At 55.8% G+C, this 18,581-nt stretch carries 20 protein-coding genes; 15 read left to right on the top strand and 5 right to left on the bottom strand.

Translation table 11 applies throughout. The annotated features are described in order from the left end of the window. The first annotated feature begins 4 nt into the window (after positions 1–4). The 8 genes from L6R44_RS03230 (at position 5) to L6R44_RS03195 (ending at position 8,872) form a co-directional block, all read left to right on the top strand. The gene (locus L6R44_RS03230; protein ID WP_237423242.1) at positions 5–1,594 is read left to right on the top strand and encodes a methyl-accepting chemotaxis protein; all 1,590 of its coding nucleotides are present in this window, start codon (positions 5–7) and stop codon (positions 1,592–1,594) included. 62 nt (positions 1,595–1,656) lie between these two features. After that, positions 1,657–2,583: a glutaminase B gene (glsB, locus tag L6R44_RS03225; protein WP_032640159.1), complete on the top strand. Its 927-nt coding sequence runs from the start codon at positions 1,657–1,659 to the stop codon at positions 2,581–2,583. Beyond that, positions 2,583–2,939, top strand: coding sequence for a DUF4186 domain-containing protein (locus L6R44_RS03220; RefSeq protein ID WP_237423241.1), 357 nt, complete (start codon positions 2,583–2,585; stop codon positions 2,937–2,939). The genes glsB and L6R44_RS03220 overlap by 1 nt, the downstream gene beginning before the upstream one ends. Positions 2,940–3,052: 113 nt before the next feature. Beyond that, complete coding sequence (locus L6R44_RS03215; protein WP_237423240.1) at positions 3,053–4,492, top strand: GGDEF domain-containing protein; 1,440 nt, start codon at positions 3,053–3,055, stop codon at positions 4,490–4,492. A 119-nt stretch (positions 4,493–4,611) separates the two neighbouring features. Then, positions 4,612–5,577 carry a sensor domain-containing diguanylate cyclase gene (locus L6R44_RS03210; protein WP_032640151.1) on the top strand — a complete coding sequence of 322 codons (966 nt, stop codon included), beginning with the start codon at positions 4,612–4,614 and terminating at the stop codon, positions 5,575–5,577. An 82-nt stretch (positions 5,578–5,659) separates the two neighbouring features. Then, entirely contained in the window at positions 5,660–6,187 is a 528-nt protein-coding gene (locus tag L6R44_RS03205) for a GNAT family N-acetyltransferase (protein WP_237423239.1), read from the top strand. Between the two features lie 118 nt (positions 6,188–6,305). Continuing rightward, the gene (locus L6R44_RS03200; protein ID WP_237423238.1) at positions 6,306–7,757 is read left to right on the top strand and encodes a tagaturonate reductase; all 1,452 of its coding nucleotides are present in this window, start codon (positions 6,306–6,308) and stop codon (positions 7,755–7,757) included. Between the two features lie 200 nt (positions 7,758–7,957). Further along, positions 7,958–8,872, top strand: a complete 915-nt coding sequence (locus L6R44_RS03195; RefSeq protein WP_237423237.1) for a bestrophin family protein — start codon at positions 7,958–7,960, stop codon at positions 8,870–8,872. On the opposite strand, the gene L6R44_RS03190 is transcribed toward L6R44_RS03195, so the two are convergent. After that, positions 8,860–9,408, bottom strand: a complete 549-nt coding sequence (locus tag L6R44_RS03190; RefSeq protein WP_237423236.1) for a GNAT family N-acetyltransferase — start codon at positions 9,406–9,408, stop codon at positions 8,860–8,862. The two genes, L6R44_RS03195 and L6R44_RS03190, sit on opposite strands and share 13 nt — an antisense overlap. 134 nt (positions 9,409–9,542) lie before the next feature. Between L6R44_RS03190 and L6R44_RS03185 the strand changes: the two genes are divergently transcribed. From L6R44_RS03185 to L6R44_RS03165, 5 genes are all read left to right on the top strand, one after another. Beyond that, positions 9,543–9,983 carry a GNAT family N-acetyltransferase gene (locus L6R44_RS03185; protein WP_237423235.1) on the top strand — a complete coding sequence of 147 codons (441 nt, stop codon included), beginning with the start codon at positions 9,543–9,545 and terminating at the stop codon, positions 9,981–9,983. A 145-nt stretch (positions 9,984–10,128) separates the two neighbouring features. After that, positions 10,129–11,124 (top strand): alpha/beta fold hydrolase, encoded by a 996-nt coding sequence (locus L6R44_RS03180; protein WP_237423234.1) that lies wholly within the window; start codon positions 10,129–10,131, stop codon positions 11,122–11,124. 44 nt (positions 11,125–11,168) lie between these two features. Further along, the gene (locus L6R44_RS03175) at positions 11,169–11,909 is read left to right on the top strand and encodes a response regulator (RefSeq protein ID WP_237423233.1); all 741 of its coding nucleotides are present in this window, start codon (positions 11,169–11,171) and stop codon (positions 11,907–11,909) included. Further along, positions 11,906–13,204, top strand: a complete 1,299-nt coding sequence (locus L6R44_RS03170; protein WP_237423232.1) for an ATP-binding protein — start codon at positions 11,906–11,908, stop codon at positions 13,202–13,204. Before L6R44_RS03175 ends, L6R44_RS03170 begins: the two co-directional genes overlap by 4 nt. 139 nt (positions 13,205–13,343) lie before the next feature. Next, positions 13,344–14,534: a cytochrome c biogenesis protein/redoxin gene (locus L6R44_RS03165; RefSeq protein WP_237423231.1), complete on the top strand. Its 1,191-nt coding sequence runs from the start codon at positions 13,344–13,346 to the stop codon at positions 14,532–14,534. A gap of 6 nt (positions 14,535–14,540) precedes the next feature. Here the strand turns inward: L6R44_RS03165 and tam are convergent, their stop codons facing one another. Beyond that, a complete protein-coding gene (gene tam, locus L6R44_RS03160) occupies positions 14,541–15,299 on the bottom strand; it encodes a trans-aconitate 2-methyltransferase (protein WP_237423230.1) in 759 nt (252 codons plus the stop codon). Between the two features lie 83 nt (positions 15,300–15,382). Continuing rightward, entirely contained in the window at positions 15,383–15,967 is a 585-nt protein-coding gene (locus L6R44_RS03155; RefSeq protein WP_237423229.1) for an NUDIX domain-containing protein, read from the bottom strand. Between the two features lie 85 nt (positions 15,968–16,052). Here L6R44_RS03155 and L6R44_RS03150 point away from each other — a divergent pair, with 85 nt between their 5' ends. Next, positions 16,053–16,814 carry a DeoR/GlpR family DNA-binding transcription regulator gene (locus tag L6R44_RS03150; protein ID WP_237423228.1) on the top strand — a complete coding sequence of 254 codons (762 nt, stop codon included), beginning with the start codon at positions 16,053–16,055 and terminating at the stop codon, positions 16,812–16,814. Positions 16,815–16,845: 31 nt separating this feature from the next. On the opposite strand, the gene L6R44_RS03145 is transcribed toward L6R44_RS03150, so the two are convergent. Then, a complete protein-coding gene (locus tag L6R44_RS03145; RefSeq protein WP_237423227.1) occupies positions 16,846–17,208 on the bottom strand; it encodes a DUF4406 domain-containing protein in 363 nt (120 codons plus the stop codon). A gap of 131 nt (positions 17,209–17,339) precedes the next feature. Next, entirely contained in the window at positions 17,340–17,762 is a 423-nt protein-coding gene (locus tag L6R44_RS03140) for a PACE efflux transporter (RefSeq protein ID WP_237423295.1), read from the bottom strand. A gap of 108 nt (positions 17,763–17,870) precedes the next feature. Between L6R44_RS03140 and L6R44_RS03135 the strand changes: the two genes are divergently transcribed. Further along, on the top strand, positions 17,871–18,515 hold the full coding sequence (locus tag L6R44_RS03135; protein ID WP_237423226.1) for a DUF6904 family protein: 645 nt from the start codon (positions 17,871–17,873) through the stop codon (positions 18,513–18,515). Positions 18,516–18,581 lie beyond the last annotated feature (66 nt).

Genomic DNA, 18,581 nt, shown 5'->3' with positions numbered 1-18,581 from the left:
AATTATGAACCTAACGCAAATTTCTCGCCGTATTGCGCAGCGTCTTACCCCTCGTCGCTTTGGCCTGTTGACGGGCATCTTTTGTATTATTGGCCTTTTCTCCGCGCTGCAGCTCTCCTCATCCTTCCTGCTTAACGCCTCCCTGAACGAAGCCCAGCGCAACGAGCAGCAAAACCTGCTGGCCTGGCAGCAGCAGAGCAAGCTGGATCTGGCCCGCGTCTCCCTGCTGGCGGCAAGCGATCTGCTTAACCGCGCCGGCGTCTGGTTTATGCAGGATAAAGAGACCGGATCCGACGGAAGCTGGCATAGCCTGATGGATGATGCGCAAAAGGCGCTGGCGGTTTCACAGCAGGCGTGGAAGGCCTGGCTGGCGCTGAATCCGCCGAAAGACGACGCCCTGGTGAACAGCTATCAGCTTTTCTACGGCGCGATCGAAGAGCAGGCCGAAGGGCTTCTCAAAACCAACACGATTGACGCCTTCTTTGCCGTGCCGTCTCAGGCGTTTCAGTCTGATTTTAACGACAACTACGCTCGCTATCAGCAGGCAAGCGAAAAGCAGGCCATGCAGGGGCGTCAGAGCTTAATGGCGCAGCTCTCCGGCCTGCAAACGCTATTCCTGCTTGCGCCGGTGCTGCTGCTCGCCATCGCGGTTGCCGTCTGGTTCGGCATGTCCCGGTGGGTGATTACGCCGCTGCGTCGCCTCATTGCGCATATTAACCGCCTGGCGGCAGGGGATCTCTCCGGCACGCCGCCGAACGTCATGCGCTTCAACCGGGAGATAGGGCAGCTTAGCGACAGTATTGCGACGATGCAGCAGGGTCTCCAGCAGCTGGTAACGCAGGTTAGCCATGCCACTGCCACCATGGTGGAGAATATTGGATCCCTGGCGGAGGGTAACCAGAAGCTGTATCAGCAGTCGGCACGCCAGGCGAAAGAGCTGGAGGACGTGACGGCGCATATCGCGGCGCTGGAAAGCCATGTAGAAGGGAATACCGGCTATGCCAGGCTCGCCAGCACGCGGGCCGATGAAGCGCGCCAGGCCGCCGTAGGGGGCGACCAGATGATGTCGACCGTTAACGCGTCCATGCAGGCGATCGTCGACCGATCTTCTGAAATGCGCGGGATCGTGGCGATGATCGACAGCGTGGCGTTTCAGACAAACATTCTGGCGCTGAATGCCGCCATCGAGGCGGCCCATGCCGGAAACCAGGGGCGCGGGTTCGCCGTCGTCGCCCGGGAAGTTGGGCTTTTGGCCAGAAAGAGCAGCCACTCGACGCAGACCATTCAGGAGCTGATTAACCGCTCGCTGCAGGGCATTGAAGACGGCTCCCGCGCCGTTAATCTCATGGAAGAGAATCTACAGCAGGTCACCGGCCTGGTGGGAAATTTAAGCAGTTTACTGAATGAGATCTCAACCGCCACGCTCAGTCAGGGAGACAGTATTCATCAGATGACGCGCCAGCTTCAGGCGCTGAATCAGGTTTCCCGTCAAACGGATCTGCTGGTCTCTGACGCGTCGGATGCGTCGGAACGCCTGCAAAAGCAATCCGACCTGTTGCTGCAGGCCGTTTCGCGTTTTCGTCTTAGCGCCTGACGCAATACATTAGCCTCTGTTATACTCGCAGCCCGTTTTAGCCTGAGGGCAAGGAGCAAAGTGTGGCTGCGGTCATCCATAATGAAATGTTGGACGAGATTCTGGCGCAGGTTCGTCCGTTAATTGGAAAGGGGAAGGTTGCCGACTATATTCCGGCCCTTGCCTCGGTGAGCGGGAACAAGCTGGGAATTGCTATCTGTACCATCGACGGACAGCGGTTCCAGGCAGGCGATGCCACTGAACGTTTTTCCATTCAGTCCATTTCGAAAGTGCTGAGCCTGGTTGCGGCGATGCGCCAGTATGAAGAGGAAGAGATCTGGCAGCGCGTGGGCAAAGATCCGTCCGGCCAGCCGTTTAACTCCCTGCTTCAGCTCGAAATTGAACAGGGTAAACCGCGAAACCCCTTTATTAACGCCGGGGCGCTGGTGGTGTGCGATATGCTGCAAAGCCGCCTCAGCGCGCCGCGCCAGCGCATGCTTGAGATCGTTCGCCAGCTCTCGGGCGTGGACGATATAGCCTACGACCCGGTTGTTGCCCGCTCGGAGTTTGAACACTCCGCCCGTAACGCGGCCATCGCGTGGCTGATGAAATCCTTCGGCAATTTCCATAACGACGTGGCGACGGTGCTGCAAAACTACTTCCATTACTGCGCGCTGAAAATGAGCTGCGTTGAGCTGGCCCAGACGTTCCTGTTCCTGGCACACCAGGGGCACGCGCCGCATCTCGATCAGGAGGTCGTTTCTCCGCTGCAGGCGCGCCAGGTTAACGCCCTGATGGCGACCAGCGGGATGTATCAAAACGCCGGTGAGTTTGCCTGGCGGGTTGGGCTTCCGGCTAAATCCGGCGTTGGCGGCGGAGTGGTGGCGATCGTGCCCCATGAAATGGCGATAGCCGTGTGGAGCCCGGAGCTGGATGAAACGGGAAATTCGCTTGCAGGCGTGGCGGTTCTGGAGAAACTGACCCAGCGTCTGGGACGTTCGGTATACTGATGTCCGATCTGGATCCTCTTTTTTCCCGCCTGGCGCGATCGACATTTCGCTCGCGCTTTCGCTTAGGCGAGAAGGAACGACGGTACTGCTGGGACAAAGGCCCCGAAACCATTGACCAGCACGCCGCTGATTTTATTGAAAAGCGGCTTGCGCCCGCTCACCCCGTAAACGACGGCAAGCAGACGCCGATGCGAGGTCACCCGGTATTTATCGCCCAGCATGCCACCGCCACCTGCTGTCGGGGCTGTCTGGCAAAATGGCATAATATTCCGCAGGGCGTCACGCTCACCGCGCAGCAACGGTATTATATCGTCAGCGTTATTCATCACTGGCTGGTACTGCAAATGAACGCCTAAATTTGACGAGTTATGCTCCCGTTATATTTGTGTTATAGATGCATCCCAAGTGAGCCCCGATCATGCTGACGACCGCAATTATTGCCATAAGCCATCACATGGAATGATATTTGATGCGATCTGCCCTTACCGCTTTCAGGCCGTTCCAGCCCGACACGCCGCTGCGAAATGCCGCGACGATCTTTATTCTCACCACCTTATTTTATTTTGTGGGTGCGGAATTGCGTCTCGTGGAGGCCTTGTCGCTGTTCTGGCCGCTAAATGGCGTAATGGCAGGGATCTTTGCCCGCTATGTTTACCTGAATCGCCTGCATTACTATGCGGTATGTTATGTCGCAATGCTGTTGTACGACGCGGTAACAACCAACTGGGGGATGGCCTCCGTGACGATCAACCTGTCGAACATGGTCTTCATCGTCGTTGTGGCCGTGCTGATTCAGCGTGACAGGCGGTTGATGAAGAAAACCCCCGATCCGCTTAACGCATTACGCCTGTTTAACTACTGCCTGATTGCCGCGCTGTTCTGCGCCTTGCTTGGCGCGGTGGGCTCGGTCGGGATTGACAGTCATACCTTCTGGCCGCTTTTTGCCGACTGGTTCAGCGAACAGTTCTCAACCGGGGTGCTGGTGGTGCCCTGTATGCTCACGATAGGTATGCCCGGGAGCACGCCGGTGTTACGTCTGGAGAAACTGCTGCCGGTGATTGCGCTGATCGTCTCCGTTGCCGCGTCGGTGGTGATTGGCGGCGCGGGGAGCCTCTGTTTTCCGCTGCCGGCGCTTATCTGGTGTGCGGTTCGCTACTCATTGCCCGCGACCTGCCTGCTGACGTTTATCACTGGCGCGACTGAGATCGTTCTTGTCGCCAACGCGATTATTAATATTGCCGTGGCGACGCCCTTTACGACGCCAATGATGTTTTCAGTCCGGCTGGGCATTGCCACGATGGCGATCTGTCCGGTGATGGTATCCGTCAGCATGGCAGCCATTAATTCCCTCATCCGCCAGGTTTCACTGAGGGCGGATTATGACTTTCTCACGCACGTCTATTCGCGTTCCGGGCTCTATGAAGCGTTAAAACAGGAAGAGACGTACCGGCACTCCCGTTTTCTGACCGTCATGCTGCTGGATATTGATTACTTTAAAAGCATTAACGATAACTACGGCCACGAGTGCGGCGACCGCGTGCTGGCGTCGTTTGCCCGTCAGGTTCAGCAGGTTGTTGGCGAAGATGGTATGGTCGCGCGGATGGGCGGTGAAGAGTTCGCGGTGGTGGTGAACTCTGGCGATGCGCAGCACGGATTTGAACTGGCCGAACGTATCCGCGTGACCGTTGCCAGCCATCCGTTTACCTGGCGGAATCAGACGCTCTCTCTGACGGTCAGTATTGGCCTCGGAAGCGGGAAGGCCGAGGCCTGGCAGTTGACCGAGGTCTTCAACAAGCTCATGGCCGAAGCGGACGATCATCTCTATCGTTCCAAAAAAGCGGGGCGAAACCGTACCAGCGCCCGGGTGTCGGACGAGCACATTGTCGCGCCATCCGGAAATGAATCTTAGCTGCGTTAATCGTCATAAGGCATTGACGTGAATAGTAAGCGGCTTAACAGGATGTGGGGACACTGACAATGTCTCTGTTTAAGCTACGCTTTTAGTAAGGCTTTACGTCAGGAGACATTATGAAAGCACCTGCAACCCCTGAAAATGAAACAGACAGACTCAACTCGCTTCGTGAATCAGGCCTGCTTGAGATCGACAGTTCCCCGGCGTTTGACCGCTTAACGCGCCTGGCAAAACGCTTCTTCCAGGTACCGCTGGCGATGGTCAATCTCATTGATGAGCACTCGCTCATCGTTAAGTCGGCTGATGGTCAGGCACCCGGTTCCGTTCCGCGTAATATCTCATTTTGTGGCCATACGATCCTCGCCGAAACGCCGCTGGTGGTGGGGGATATGCTTCAGGACGATCGTTTTGCGGATAATCCGCTGGTGGCCGGTGAGCCTCGGGTGCGTTTTTACGCGGGGTTCCCGCTGCGCCTGCGTGACGGTGCAAGCGTCGGCTCGCTCTGCCTGATTGACTACGCCCCCAGGGAGTTTTCCGCAGCCGATCTCGCCGTTCTTGGCGATCTGGGCGCGCTTGCTGAAGATGAGTTTGCCGCCATCAGCGCGGCGACAACGGATGAATTAACCGGCTTATTCAACCGCCGGGGCTTTAATCAACTGGTGCGGTTCACGCTTTCGGTCGCCCGACGCCGGGCCGAGCCGCTGACGCTCGGCTGGCTGGATTTGGATCGCTTCAAGGAGATCAACGATCGCTACGGGCATGAAGAGGGGGATAAGGCGCTGAAGGCCATGGCGCAGCTGATGCGCACCTCTTTCCGTGAAGCGGATCTGCTGGTGCGTTTTGGCGGGGACGAGTTCGCCGTGCTGTTTGCCGATACGGATGAACAGGGCGCCTGGATTGCCATGCAGTATCTCGCCGAACAGGTCGAAAACTATAACGCGCGCAGGCTGCATCCCTGGTCGCTTTTATTTTCGTGGGGCCTAAGCGAATTCGATCATAACGGCAACGACCTGCAGCAGTGGTTGAAGGATGCGGATGAAAAGATGTACGCCATGAAGCAGCAGCGACAGCGCGCCCGGTGACATAACGAAAGCCTATGTCCGAACCGCTTGCGTTAATAAGTTGTTAAATACAAAGTGAGCGTATTCAACGTAAGGAAAAACAATGAATACCTCACTGCAAGTCAAAATCCTCACCGGGGAAGCAATCCTTGCGCACCTGGACGCGCTGGCCGGGATCCTCGAAAACTGCGTAAACGGCGGGGCATCCGTCAGCTTTATGCTCCCTTATAGCCTCGATAAGGCCCGTATTTTCTGGCGCGGCATTGCTCAAAGCGCAGCGCGAGGCGAGCGTCTCGTGCTTGCCTGTTTTGACGAGCGGGACGGCGTCATCGGAACGGTGCAGCTGATCACGGACCAGCCGGAAAACCAGCCGCACAGGGCCGATGTGGCAAAGCTTTTGGTTCACGAGAAAGCGCGTCGGAAAGGGGCCGCGATGGCACTGATGGAAGCGCTGGAAGCTGAGGCCAGGGCCAGAGAGATTTCCGTTCTGGTGCTCGATACCGCTACCGGCAGCGGCGCTGAGACGTTCTACCAGCGAGCCGGCTGGCAAAAGGTGGGGGAGATCCCTCGCTATGCCCTGATGCCGGACGGCGCCATGACGGCCACGTCACTCTTTTATAAGTTCTTATAATTATTTTGCACAACTACGCGGCGGATTGATCAAAACAGGGTTTCTGGTCGTTAAGTTTTGATAAGTTATCGTACCAATCTTATCAGGCTGTATGACTAATCATAAAAGGAACCCCCTTGTGAACACGCTCAACCGTCATGATTTTCCCGGTGCTCAATACCCCGAACGCATCATTCAGTTTGGTGAAGGCAATTTCCTGCGCGCCTTCATCGACTGGCAAATCGACCTGCTCAACGAGCATACCGACCTGAACGCTGGCGTGGTTGTCGTCCGTCCTATCAAGAGCGACTTTCCGCCGTCGCTGAGTACGCAGGACGGGTTGTACACGACGATTATTCGTGGCCTGAACGAGAAGGGGGAGGCGGTGAGTGACGCCCGGCTTATCCGCTCCGTGAACCGGGAAATCAGCGTTTATGACGACTATGACGCATTTCTGACGCTGGCCCACAATCCGGATATGCGCTTTGTGTTCTCGAACACCACCGAAGCGGGCATCAGCTATCACGCGGGTGACAGATTCGACGATGCGCCAGCGGTGAGCTATCCGGCGAAGCTGACGCGGCTGCTGTTTGAGCGCTTTAGCTACTTCAAGGGAGCGACAGACAAAGGCTGGATCATCATTCCGTGCGAACTGATTGACTATAACGGCGACGCCCTGCGCGAGCTGGTCTTACGCTATGCGCAGGAGTGGGCGTTACCTGCCGCTTTCATCGAGTGGCTTAATCAGGCAAACACGTTCTGCTCAACGCTGGTTGACCGTATTGTGACCGGTTACCCGCGCGACGAAGCGGCTACGCTGGAAGCCGAGCTGGGTTATCACGATGGGTTCCTGGACACGGCGGAACACTTCTATCTGTTCGTTATCCAGGGGCCAGCCTCTCTCGCTCAGGAACTTCGTCTCGATCGGTATCCGTTAAACGTGCTGATCGTCGACGACATCAAGCCCTACAAGGCGCGCAAGGTCGCCATCCTGAACGGTGCGCACACCGCGCTGGTGCCGGTGGCTTTCCAGGCGGGTCTGGATACGGTGGGCGAGGCGATGAACGACACAGAGGTCTGCGCGTTTGTTGAAAAAGCGATTTATCAGGAGATTATTCCGGTCCTCGATCTGCGGCGCGACGAGCTGGAATCTTTTGCCCGTGCGGTAACAGGGCGTTTTCGCAATCCCTACATCAGACACCAGCTGCTGTCCATTGCGCTCAACGGCATGACCAAGTTCCGCACCCGCATCCTGCCACAGCTGCTGGCGGGGCAGGAGGCAACCGGACGCTTACCTGCGCGCCTGACCTTTGCCCTGGCGGCGCTCATCGCGTTTTATCGCGCGGAGCGTAGCGGGGAGAACTATCCGGTGCAGGATGATGCATTCTGGCTGGAACGTTATCAGCAGCTCTGGGCGCAGCACCGGGACCAGCAGTTGACCACCCGTGATCTGGTGCAGGCTGTACTGCGCGTGAGCGAGCACTGGGAACAGGATCTGACGCAGGTGGCCGGACTTGTCGACCAGGTCACGCTGGATCTCGATGCCATTCTGCTGAAGGGGATGCGCGCAGCGGTGAAACCGCTTTGCTAATGACTTTACCCGGCTTCGGCCGGGTTTAAATACCCCTTATTTTAGTTACAACATACTATATACCCTGTTTTTAAAAACAGATGCAGCACCGTGCGGTTATTGCCTTGCAGGTGAGAAAATTCAATGTTTCGTTAACATGCTTGCAACCGTGAGGGGGATCACGTTTAATAGCCCGGCACTTTCCTTTCCTGAAACTCACTATGATTGTTCGTCCTAAACAGCACTGGCTCCAACTGATTTTTGTCTGGCACGGTTCGGTACTTCCCAAAATCTATACCCGACTGTTGCTCAACTTCCTGCTCTCTATCGCCGTAATCCTGATGCTGCCCTGGTATACCTCGCTGGGCATCAAATTTACCGTGGCGCCATTCAGCATTCTCGGCGTGGCGATTGCCATCTTTTTGGGTTTCAGAAACAACGCCTGCTATGCACGCTACGTTGAGGCTCGCCTGCTCTGGGGGCAGTTGATGATAGCGGCACGCTCGCTGTTTCGCGAGGTAAAAAACACCTTGCCCGACGATAAGCACCTTGGCGAATTCGTCCGCCTGCAAATTGCTTTTGCCAACTGCCTGCGCATGACCCTGCGCCGTGAGCTGACCGCCGGGCAGCTTTCTCGCTATCTTGCTGCGGATGATTTACGTAAAGTCATGGACGCCAGCTCACCGGCGAACCGTATTTTGCTGATCATGGGTGAGTGGCTGGCCGTGCGGCGGCGTAACGGGCAGCTTTCGGACATCCTGTTCCATAGCCTGAACAACCGTCTGAACGATATGTCCATCGTCCTTTCCGGATGCGAACGCATTGCGACAACGCCGGTGCCGTTTGCCTATACGCTGATTTTGCACCGCACGGTGTATCTGTTCTGCATCATGCTGCCGTTCGCGCTGGTTGTGGACCTGCATTACATGACGCCGTTTGTCTCCGCGTTGATCTCCTATACCTTTATCTCGCTGGACACCCTGGCGGAAGAGCTGGAAGACCCGTTTGGCACGGAAGATAACGATCTGCCGCTGGACGCTATCTGCAACAATATGGAACGCGATCTGCTGCAGATGAACGACGAAGAGAGCATTCCGGAAAGGCTGATGCCGGATAAGCACTATCAGCTGACCTGACGGGCGTTCCACTCGTCGCGGGTGATCTCCCACAGTTCGGAATCCAGCATGCCGCTGACGTAGGCTTTCTTCTCCGTCCTGATGAGCCGCATGCCGCTGCTGTCCGAAATACGACGCGAGCGGCCGTTTGCGGCCGCCTTCGGCGCACGTAATACGGGTTTGTTTAGCGTGTTGAACCAGTAATCAGTCGCGGCAATGCTGGCCTCGCGCATATATCCTTTGCCCTGGAACTCCGGCGCGAGCCAGAACCCGCGATTGTTGTCCTCGACGTCGTACAGGCAAATAATGCCCATCAGTTCATCCGGCACCTCGCGTCGTCGGATGCTCCAGAACCAGGCAATCCCTTTCGCCATATCCGGCAGCGCGACGTTGTTAACATAATTTTCCGCACCGTTATCCGGGTAGGGCCAGGGCACGGAAGAGACCATATAACGCACGATCTCCCAGCGTGGATACAGCTTCTGTATCTGGATGGCATCGTCGGCAACCAGCGGTTTTAGCAGCAGGCGTTCTGTCGTCAACGTCGGAATTGTCATGCGCGAATCTCCCTGTTTAGGCGTTATCTTGCCGGGTGGCGCTGCGCTTACCCGGCCTACTGGGTGCTAAAATATCAATGAGTTTCATATTACACTGTTTCGAAATGGCGATTAATGTCTAATGTGAGGAACACATGGCTATTACGGTAAGACCGCTGCGTGAAGACGATTACCCCCAATGGCGACCGCTGTGGGACGGCTATACCCAATTTTATGACTGCTTTTTAGAGGAATCCGTCACCGCATCAACGTGGGAAAGGGCGCTCTCAGCGCAATCGTCGATGTTCTGCCGCGTGGTAGAGAAGGACGAAAAGGTCATCGGTTTCGCCATGTGCGTTCTGCACGAAGGCACTTGGTCAACGGCCCCCATCTGCTACCTGGAAGATCTGTTTGTTGATGCTGCCGAACGCGGGGCGGGTGCCGGTAAGGCGCTCATCGACGCTTTGATTGAGGAGGGCAGGCGCGAAGGGTGGTCGAAACTGTACTGGGTCACCCGGGAGAACAATCCGGCGCGTAAACTTTATGACAAATATGGTGAAGCCGACGATTACGTCCGCTATCGCCTCTCCCTTTAAGACAAAAACGCCTGCGTTTGTATCGTACTGTATCAGCGTTCCACATACATACACAGGCTTGCAATAAACCCGCTTTCGCACATATTCGCAATACACTGCAGTGTTGTTATATCCCCGTGAATTGTACTCAACCGGAGATACCAACATGTTCAGCAAACTCGCTTTCTCAACCCTCGCACTGACCGTTTCTCTTGGCACCGTGATGTCCTGTCAGGCCGAAGTCGCCGGTACCAGCTTCGCCGCGGCCTTCGATCGTCCACAGCAAATTAACGCTGGCGATCTGAACGTCGGTTATGTCGACATTGGCCCGAAAGACGGCCAGCCGGTTATTTTACTGCACGGCTGGCCCTACGATATTCACAGCTATGCCGACGTCGCGCCCGCGCTGGCGGCAAAAGGCTACCGGGTGATTGTGCCGTCTCTGCGCGGCTACGGCACCACGCGCTTTCTGTCAGCCAAAACGCCGCGCAACGGGCAGCCTTCGGCCATGGCAAACGATGTTGTGAACCTGATGGATGCCCTGAATATCAAGCAGGCGGTATTTGCAGGATATGACTGGGGGGCGCGCACGGCGGATATCGTTGCGGCATTATGGCCAGAGCGCGTGAAGTCGCTCGTTTCGGTGAGTGGATACCTCATCAGCAGCCAGCAGATTGGCAAACAGCCGCTGCCGCCAAAAGCCGAGCAGCAGTGGTGGTATCAGTTCTACTTTGCCACCGCGCGCGGTGCGCAAGGCTATGCTAAAAACACGCATGACTTTGCGCGATTGATCTGGTCGCAGGCCTCGCCTGACTGGAAATTTAGCGATGCAACCTTTAACGCCAGCGCTAAATCGCTCGATAACCCGGATCACGTCGCGGTGACGCTCAGCAACTATCGCTGGCGCTTAGGGCTGGAGAAAGGCGAGCGCAAATACGACGGCTACGAGAAAAAACTGGCCACGCTGCCGAACATCACCGTACCGACGATCACCATCGAAGGCGGAAACAACGGCGCGCCGCATCCGGCACCGCAGGCCTACGCGGGTAAATTTACCGGTAAGTATGAACACCGCACCTTTGGGGCGACCGTAGGACACAATCCGCCGCAGGAAGATCCGCAGGAATTCGTCAAAGCGGTGGTCGACGCAGATAAACTCTGAAATGTGCTATTTTCAATACGTTACCCTTCGGTCTGGAGATTTCGGTGGAGCATATTGATCATATCCTTGTCGTCGATGACGACAGGGATATCCGTGAACTGATCGTCGATTATCTCGGCAAGTCTGGTTATCGCGCGACGGGGGCGGCCAACGGCAAAGAGATGCGCGTCGTGCTGGATAAACAGCATATCGACCTGGTGGTGCTGGACGTCATGATGCCCGGTGATGACGGTCTTACGCTATGTCGGCAGCTGCGCAGCGGCAAACATAAAGATCTGCCTATTCTGATGCTGACGGCGCGCAATGAGGAGACGGACAGGATCCTGGGGCTGGAGATGGGAGCCGATGACTACGTGGTGAAGCCATTTGTTGCGCGCGAGCTGCTGGCGCGTATCAAAGCGATTTTACGCCGTTTTCGTACAATGCCGCCCAATCTACAGGTGACCGAAGCAGGGCGGCTGGTGACGTTTGGTGAATGGCAACTCGATACCGTCGCCCGGCACTTAATCGATCCGGAAGGGATGATTGTCGCGCTCAGCGGGGCGGAATATCGCCTGCTGCGCGTTTTCCTCGATCATCCTCAGCGGGTGCTGACCCGCGATCAGCTGCTCAACCTGACGCAGGGACGGGACGCCGAGCTGTTTGAACGCTCTATCGACCTGCTGGTTAGCCGGGTTCGCCAGCGCCTGAATGAAGATGCCCGCACGCCCGCCTACATTAAAACCGTGCGCAGCGAAGGCTACGTTTTTACCATGCCGGTCACGATTAAAGAGGCTCACGAATGAGGTTTTGGCCGCGTTCTCTGCTGGCCCGTTTGCTGATCGTCGTGCTGCCCGGTCTGCTGCTGGCTAACGCCCTGAGCCTGACGCTGGTCATGATTGAACGCATGCACAGCGCCCGCTCGGTGATGCTCGGTAATCTGGAAAACGACGTCGCAACCAGCGTCGCCATTTTAGACCGGCTACCGGCCAGCGAACGCGCCGCCTGGCTGCCGCGGCTGGAACGGGGTAACTATCGTTATATTCTGGGCTCAGGTGAGCCCGGCCCGGTGCCGACGGATACGCGTTCGCAGGATGCTATCCGTACCTTAAAAGCGACGCTTGCGGCAGAGTATCCGCTCAGCTTCACCGCCGTTCCCGGCGCCGTTTCCCACATCCAGGCGCATCTTACGCTACGCGATGGCTCGCCGCTGACCATTGACCTCATCCCGCGCATGCCGCCGGTCGCCAGCTGGCTCCCCGTGGTACTCATCCTGCAGCTGCTGCTGCTCGCGGCATGCGCCTGGTTTGCCGTGCGCCAGGTCGTGCGGCCTTTTTCACAGTTTACCCGTGCGGTTGACTCCCTCGAACCGGGAGCCACCACGCCAATGGCAGAGAAAGGGCCGATGGAAGTTAAGCGGGCAGCCCATGCGTTCAACGCCATGCAGGCACGCATTCAGTCTTACCTTAAGGAGCGGGCGCAGATCCTGGCCTCCATTTCTCACGACCTCCAGACGCCGATTACCCGCATGAAGCTGCGGGTCGAAATGACGGAGCAGCCTGAACTGCGCGACAAGCTCCTGAACGACCTTGATAACATGTCGCGCCTGGTGCGGGAGGGCATTGCGTATGCCCGGTCATCAGAATCACTTGAAGAGACGACCCTGAAGCTGGAGCTGAACGCATGGGTCAACAGCATCGCCAGCGATTATCAGGACATCGGTAAAAACGTGCAGTTTCAGGCAGGCGAAGTCCGCTTACCGATTGTTACCCGCCCGCAGGCGCTTCGCCGGGTGATGACCAACCTGCTGGATAACGCCCTGAAGTTCGGGGAGTATGCCGTCATTACCCTTGATGCGTCATCTGCCGCACAGGTGATTATTCACATTACGGACGGCGGACCGGGGATCCCCGAGGCCGAGCTTGAGGCGGTACTGCAGCCGTTTTACCGGGTTGAAACATCGCGCAACCGCGATACCGGCGGAACCGGCCTCGGCCTTGCCATTGCCGCGCAGCTCACCGCTCAGCTGGACGGGAAGCTCCACCTGGCGAACCGGGCCGGAGGCGGGCTTGACGTATCCATTACGCTACCGCGCCGCTAGCGAATTGTACGGTTTTGTATCTCCCGCCCAGGGGGATACAGGGCCAGACAAAATCCGCGTTTTTACACACATCCTGAATACATCCGCACGATGAAATGGCCTCACTGCAGCGTCGCAGGACTTCTATCGTGAGGTTTCTATGTTTCTGGTAATCGCTTTTCTGGGCGGGATGATAAGCCTGCTCAGTCCATGTACGCTCCCGGTTATCCCGCTTCTGTTCGCCGGTTTTCAGGGGCAACGACGCCATATTCTGGCCCTGCTTGCGGGGATGATCGTGATGTTCACCCTGGTGGCGATGGTTGTCACCGCCGCCAGCGCGTGGATCGCCGAGGCAACCCTCGTCGGGCGCTGGGTCGCCCTCGTCATCCTGGGCGTGGCCGCGCTGGCGTTAATTTCTCCGTCATTCGCCCAGCGTATTGCAGGGCCAGCCGTCAGCGCGGGTAATATCCTCAACACCCGAAGCGGCAGAACGCGCGGTATGGCATCGGCTTTTCTGGCCGGGCTTGCGGTCGGGCTACTCTGGTCTCCCTGCGCCGGGCCCATTCTGGGGGCGATATTCAGCATTAATATTGCGGGGCATTCCGCCATTGCGACGGGCGCGCTGTTGGCGGCCTACGGCAGCGGATGCGCGCTGATGCTGGGCCTGCTCGTTTCAGGAGGCCGCAGGCTGATGGCGCCGTTAAGAGCTAAATCGGCGCTGATGGCAAAGCTGCGGCAGGGGGCGGGCGTGGTGATGCTGGCAGCTGTAGTGCTCAACGCCACAGGGATGACGTCGCTCCTCAGAGGGGCAAACGGCATCGCGGATCGTCTGGAGACAAGGCTTCTGACGCTGGTGAAACCGACGAACGTGCCGGTGAAGCTCCAGCCGGTCGTGATGACAAAGCCCAGCAGCCAGTTGCCCTCATTGAGTGTGGGAACCGGGTGGATAAACGGTGACCCTGTCACGTCTGAATCCCTGCGAGGGAAGGTGGTGCTGATTGATTTCTGGACCTGGGACTGTATTAACTGCCAGCACACGCTCCCGCATGTGCGAGACTGGGCCGCGAAGTACCAGCCGCAGGGGCTGGTCGTGATTGGGGTTCACACGCCGGAATATCCCTGGGAAAAACCGCTCGCCTCGGTGAAAAACGCGGTCAATAAATGGCAGCTGCCGTATCGGGTGGTGACGGATAACAACTACCAAATCTGGAACGCTTTCGGCAACCAGTACTGGCCAGCGCATTACTATTTCGATGCCAAAGGCCAGCTGCGCTATACCGCCTTTGGCGAAGGCGATTATGAGCAGCAGGAAAAGGTTATCCAGCGGCTGCTCAAAGAGGCCCGGTCTTAGCCCCGTTCAGGGCTGACGCTGAGCCACAATAAACAGCCGCGGGAAAGGCAGCAGTATCTGCCCGTTTTCCTGGAGCGGATACTGCTCTTCCAGGAGCTCATGGTAGCGTTTCAGGAAACGTTTCTGCTCGCTCTCATTCAGTTCCTGAAGCCACGGACGCAAGCCGGTGGCGCTGACCCAGTCAATGATGGCCTGGTGGGAGCGCATTTTATGGAAATAGGTTGTCCGCCAGATATCCACCTCACAGCCCGCCTCCGACAGGATGTCGTAATAGGCACGCACGCCCGGCAGAGGTTCCCGACCGCGATCGGGGTAGTCTTGCTCCAGCGCCACTTCGCGCATCGCTACGTGAGTCGGCTCAAGCCAGTTGTCTGGCATCTGGATCGCCAATACGCCATTCAGCGCCAGGAGAGAAACAAGGTGCGGCAGGAGATCGTAATGGTCTGGTATCCACTGTAGCGATGCGTTAGCGTAGATCAGATTCAGCGGCTGGCCAGGCTTGTACTGGCGGATATCGGCCTCAACAAAACGGCAATCGGGTAACGCGGTGCGCGCTTCCTCGAGCATTGCAGGGGAGTTATCGACCCCGGTAATCTGTGCCGACGGCCAGCGGTGCTTCAACAACGCAGTACTGTTTCCTGGCCCACAGCCCAGATCGGCGATGTTTGAAACCTCATCCAGAGGAACTCTGGCGAGCAGCTCAGCGGCAGGACGCGTTCTTTCCGCGCCGTATTGCAGGTAAAGAGAAGGATTCCAGTCGGCCATCTTCAGATCTCCGTTTTGCGTGTACCAGCAAGAATAGCACAGGCCGACACCCGCACTGAGGCAGGCGTCGGAACAGGAGCAGATTACAGAATGCCTTTCAGCGCAACATGATAGAGGAGCATAATGGTCTTCCCGTCGACAATCCTGCCCGTTTCAATGCCGCGTAACGCTTCTTCAAGCGTCATTTCCAGCACGTCGATATCTTCTCCCTCCGCCTTGATCCCGCCACCTGCGCCGGTTTTGTCTTTCGGCTGGTATTCGGCAAGATAGAAATAGAGTTTTTCCGTGACGGAACCCGGGCTCATATAGGCTTCAAAGATTTTCTGCACGCCTGAAACCTTGTATCCCGTCTCTTCTTCCGCTTCTGCTTTTATGCGGCTTTCGGGATCCATGTTGTCCAGCAGCCCCGCGGCGGCTTCAATTAAGTCGTCCTCATGACCGTTAATAAAGACGGGGAAGCGGAACTGGCGAGTCAGGATCACCGTCTTTTTATCACGGTTGTAGAGCAGGATAGTCGCACCGTTCCCGCGGTCATAGACTTCCCGCTGCTGTCGCTGCCATTCGCCGTCACGTCGCTGCAGGTCAAAGGTGTATTTCTTAAGGACATACCAGTTATTTGACAGCACTTCACCGTTGATGATGCGCACATCTGCACGTTTTGATTGCACGTTTGTCTCTCCTTACGTAGAGTAATCATAATAAACAGCATTATCGTGCACAATCAAGATAAAACATGCAACATCAGGAATTAAGATGCTCACCAGTCAGCGAAAACAATTGATCCTTGAAAAGCTCGGCGCCGAGGGCCAGGTCCAGTCTAAAGCGCTCAGCATTATCTTCGATGTCTCTGAAGACACCATTCGGCGCGACTTACGCGAACTGGCGGCAGAAGGGCGTTTGCAGCGCGTTCACGGCGGCGCGCTGCCGTCGTCTTCCGCTATTGTGCCTTTTGCGGAACGTCAGTCCGTCAAAATGGATGCCAAAAAAAAGGTGGCGCAGAAGGGCGCGCAGCTGATCTCTTCGGGTCAGGTGGTGATTGTTGACGGTGGAACGACCACCTCGGAGCTGATTACCTTCTTACCGCCCGATCTGCGTATCACCGTGGTGACGCACAGCCCGAGCATTGCCCTGGGGCTTGTCGATCATCCGTCTATAGAGGTGATTCTGATTGGCGGCCGCTTGTATAAACACTCAATTGTCGCCGTCGGCGCGGCGGCCATTGAAGGCATCGAAAATATTCATGCGGATCTGTTCTTTATGGGCGTGACCGGGATCCATCCCGAAGCAGGGCTGACGACCGGCGATTTCGAAGAGGCGTGTATCAAACGTGCATTTTCCGGCAGAGCCGCCGAGACGGTCGTTCTGGCTTCGCCGGAAAAAATCAACACCGCTTCTTCGTTTGTGATTGGCGATGTGTCCCTGGCGAATACCATTGTTGTCGAGGACGATACCGATCGTGGCTGGGTGAACGCGCTATCGGAAAAAGGGGTATCGGTCGTGCTGGCTACGGCATGAGCCAGCCAGATAACTGACTGGCTCGGTTACGTTAAGCCTGAGGAATGCTCTCTAGCGTAGTATAGACCTTAAGGCCAAGTTTCCGGGCCACGTCAACGTCCATATCCGCCCCCTTAGACGCACCGGCAATACGATAAATCGCATCGCATTTGGTGATGAGCCGGTGAGCAACGGGGTAAAGCATTGATTCCGCGATCTCATCTCCCAACGATTTCGAGCCCGCGGCCGTCGCCAGCGGAAGGGCCAGCCACTCCCCAATCACCGGGACGTGACCTCTCTGGTAAACATCTAAGGCCGCGCGTTCAAGACGGGCAAGATTCTCATCAATACGAGCCTGATTGCCATCAGTGCCGCTTCGATAGGGCCCGGCAATTAAAATTAGCTGTTGTGTCATAGATACCTCGTTACGTGTTTTTGCATGAGCTTGCAGGTTTGCTAGTGACTAAACGGAATAATAACCGGCAATATCGTGCACACACAAGAAGTATCGTGCATTAAGAAGAGTGTTAACGGCTACATAACGGATCATTTTCGTCCCACAAAGGTCCAACGCAGGTAGTCGTAAAGCCAGTTATACAGCATCGTGTATGGCAGGAAAAAGAGCACAAGACCAATCTCAACAAAAAATGCTTCTGTGATGCTTAAATCCAGCATAAACATAGCCACGGGGATCAGGGTGACGATAAGTCCTGTTTCAAAGCCAACCGCATGGATAGCTCTCACGAGAAATGTACGTTGAAAGCGGTGTTTTTTCTGCAGGGAGTCAAAGAGTTTGTTGAAGAGAAAATTCCATGCGGTGGCGGTAAGTGCGGAGATCGCGGATAACGAGCCAGACTGGAGTACGGAAACGTTCATCAACCGTGCCAGAGACAATGCGATGATAGTGTTGGCCGTTACTTCAAAAATGACGGCATGGAAAATTCGTTCTCTATAACTTTTATCTAATATGTTTTGTCAAAGCGCAATTCAAATGACCGTATTCCGGCTCAATTAAAATGTCCACTTTGATCTCGATTTCTCTTTGCTGGTAAACTGTCTTCCGACTGACACAACGGGATGATTGACGTCATGCTTCGATACGAATTAACGCCTAACAATGCCGGATTTGTACTGTGGGGAGATTCAGAGGCGCTGGATGAGTTACACCAGTTAATCCATTTCCTTGTCGATGAAAGCCCTCTGATAGAAGGTAAGGATGGCTTTATGTTGTCCCTTGCTTATGATATTCGCAAGGCAAGAGAAGGCTGTCGCAGAACTGAACAATATGAGTATGAGAGCCAAGACACATACAATATTTATGGGGTCGAGCTTTTATGGCCACTTATTTTAATCCAGATAGCTTTATTCCGGCGTTCAATGAGCTATATCCAAGTGAATAAAAATCACTTGTCACAGATGTATTCATTTGAGCACATACTGGAATCCGCGTTAAAAGAGTTAATCCCAGAGTGCTGGGAAGATCTGATAAGAATCGCCAAATGTGCCGCCGATTCAGATTTTAAGTCGCTTGAAGATAGCATCGACAGCAGGTGCTGCTATTTTATCAATCTGCAACCTGAAGCCAGAAAAAAACAATTAAGAAATATTCTCTGTTCGTTTGATTCGCTATGGGGGAAATATAACCGTAATAAAGAGGACATAAAAATGTTGAATGAAATGAATAGCACTACTTGGTATTGGCCAGAAAATATAACATGGTAAAAAGAAGGGGAGTCAGGCTCCCCGACAACTTTATTTAGATAAAGAGTTCAGCCTATCTATAGACTG

Origin of the sequence: Enterobacter cloacae complex sp. ECC445 (assembly GCF_021892025.1) — a bacterium.
In the GTDB taxonomy this organism is placed as follows: Bacteria; Pseudomonadota; Gammaproteobacteria; order Enterobacterales; family Enterobacteriaceae; genus Enterobacter; species Enterobacter chengduensis.
This window is presented reverse-complemented; position numbering and strand designations above follow the sequence as displayed.

Bases quoted from the DNA above. Each gene is read 5' to 3' on its own strand.
- L6R44_RS03230 (WP_237423242.1), top strand. From the start codon at position 5: ATGAACCTAACGCAAATTTCTCGCCGTATTGCGCAGCGTCTTACCCCT.
- L6R44_RS03220 (WP_237423241.1), top strand. From the start codon at position 2,583: ATGTCCGATCTGGATCCTCTTTTTTCCCGCCTGGCGCGATCGACATTT.
- L6R44_RS03215 (WP_237423240.1), top strand. From the start codon at position 3,053: ATGCGATCTGCCCTTACCGCTTTCAGGCCGTTCCAGCCCGACACGCCG.
- L6R44_RS03210 (WP_032640151.1), top strand. From the start codon at position 4,612: ATGAAAGCACCTGCAACCCCTGAAAATGAAACAGACAGACTCAACTCG.
- L6R44_RS03205 (WP_237423239.1), top strand. From the start codon at position 5,660: ATGAATACCTCACTGCAAGTCAAAATCCTCACCGGGGAAGCAATCCTT.
- L6R44_RS03195 (WP_237423237.1), top strand. From the start codon at position 7,958: ATGATTGTTCGTCCTAAACAGCACTGGCTCCAACTGATTTTTGTCTGG.
- L6R44_RS03190 (WP_237423236.1), bottom strand. From the start codon at position 9,408: ATGACAATTCCGACGTTGACGACAGAACGCCTGCTGCTAAAACCGCTG.
- L6R44_RS03185 (WP_237423235.1), top strand. From the start codon at position 9,543: ATGGCTATTACGGTAAGACCGCTGCGTGAAGACGATTACCCCCAATGG.
- L6R44_RS03180 (WP_237423234.1), top strand. From the start codon at position 10,129: ATGTTCAGCAAACTCGCTTTCTCAACCCTCGCACTGACCGTTTCTCTT.
- L6R44_RS03170 (WP_237423232.1), top strand. From the start codon at position 11,906: ATGAGGTTTTGGCCGCGTTCTCTGCTGGCCCGTTTGCTGATCGTCGTG.
- L6R44_RS03165 (WP_237423231.1), top strand. From the start codon at position 13,344: ATGTTTCTGGTAATCGCTTTTCTGGGCGGGATGATAAGCCTGCTCAGT.
- tam (WP_237423230.1), bottom strand. From the start codon at position 15,299: ATGGCCGACTGGAATCCTTCTCTTTACCTGCAATACGGCGCGGAAAGA.
- L6R44_RS03150 (WP_237423228.1), top strand. From the start codon at position 16,053: ATGCTCACCAGTCAGCGAAAACAATTGATCCTTGAAAAGCTCGGCGCC.
- L6R44_RS03145 (WP_237423227.1), bottom strand. From the start codon at position 17,208: ATGACACAACAGCTAATTTTAATTGCCGGGCCCTATCGAAGCGGCACT.
- L6R44_RS03135 (WP_237423226.1), top strand. From the start codon at position 17,871: ATGATTGACGTCATGCTTCGATACGAATTAACGCCTAACAATGCCGGA.